The organism is Pseudomonas putida (assembly GCF_028682175.1).
Taxonomy (GTDB): domain Bacteria; phylum Pseudomonadota; class Gammaproteobacteria; order Pseudomonadales; family Pseudomonadaceae; genus Aquipseudomonas; species Aquipseudomonas putida_AD.
Genome location: NZ_JANHKS010000105.1, coordinates 1 through 1,384, shown reverse-complemented (window position 1 = coordinate 1,384; position 1,384 = coordinate 1). Strand labels below are relative to the sequence as shown.

General features: G+C 50.8%; 2 protein-coding genes. Both read left to right on the top strand.

The genetic code is table 11. The features are described 5' to 3' along the window. On the top strand, nucleotides 1-520 hold a 520-nt coding region (locus tag NPS29_RS28635), incomplete at its 5' end, for a hypothetical protein (RefSeq protein ID WP_274136863.1). Then, nucleotides 520-1,384: DUF6708 domain-containing protein (locus NPS29_RS28630; RefSeq protein WP_274136862.1), on the top strand; the 865-nt coding region annotated here is incomplete at its 3' end. The genes NPS29_RS28635 and NPS29_RS28630, both read left to right, overlap by 1 nt.

Below are 1,384 nucleotides of genomic sequence, written 5' to 3'. Positions count from 1 at the left end.
AATTGCGTCGGCGTGGGGGGCGGGGTTGAAGTTGTATGGCGGGATGTTGGGGGCTGTGGGTGGGGTGATTGGGGGTGTTTTGGATGCCGGAGCGGCTATTGATGAAAGAAAAAAGGGGCGAAATGCGCTCACGGTAGCGTACGCATTAAGAACTCTCGTCGCTGCGGGCATGACGATTCTAAATTTGGGCGTGGCGATTTCCGGTAGTGGGCCATATTTGAGGCTGTTAATGAAAAGAGTTAGCAGTAAGGTCCTACTGGAGGCCCTTCGGATATTAGAAGCTATCGCTGATTTTTTAGCAAAACAGGCTATTCTCGCCGGCATGCGCGCATGGCTCGCATATTTGCCTTGGGCGGCGGTGGCAATCAGTGTGGTTGTATGGTTGTTAGAGCCTAAAGCCATCGAAAAGTGGTGTGAGAAATCTGTATTTCGTAAGAATAAGGCCGATAAGGGTTTTAAGACCGAATCCAACGAACTTGTAGAGCTTGAGCTGGCCTTTAAAACGATGGTGGAAAGCTAATGTACCTGATAGAACGTTTAACTTGGCGTCATCGGACCTTGTCTGTCGCACAGCGTGCTGAAACTGATGAAATGATGGCCGAAAGTGATAAGGCTACTCGCGAGCGCTTGGCTGCCACGGCCAAGCCTGGGGATGACGACCAACTCCCGTTGGACGAGGCTGCAAGCGCTTCCCCTACTGACGCAAGTTCTCTATATATGGTCACTGAGGACTACATTAATGTACGAGCGGCTTTTCAAGAAGATAAGCGCGGCCTTATAACCTTTGGATTTATTTCCATAGCATTAGCTTTTAATGCTTATCTATTTTACGGTTTTGTATGTGTTCCTTTCTATATCTCTATTAATGGGTCGGCTTATGAGGAGTCGTGGGAAATTGGGGGGCTCATTACCGGCTTTATTACCTCTGCATTATGGGCGTTTCCGAATTATTTTTTTTGGAAATATGGTTGGAGTTGGATTCGAGCTGAGCTTTTCACCCATCGCCACCTAGTGGCGCGATTTAATCGCAAAACGCGGCAAGTCCATATCAATCGACCCGCATACGCTGGCGGCGTGGTGACGTTGCCGTGGGACGCCGTATGTGCTGGCGTCAGTCCCGAAGACGAGGAGTATATGGGCGTTGGTGGTGTGCTGATCCTCAGCTTTATGTCTGAACAAACCGGCGCCGGTTACGACGAAATGATGATGCTCGGCCGTCCTATGAGCGGTAACGCTGAACTGGTGGGGTTCTGGGAATACATTCGCCGGTACATGGAGGAAGGGCCTGAATCCGTTCCACGTCCCAAGCGCCTGCTAAAACTGCACCCGTTCACGCTTGAACCCTTGCGTGCTGCCCTGCGCTTTATGTCCTTCACCTGGCGCA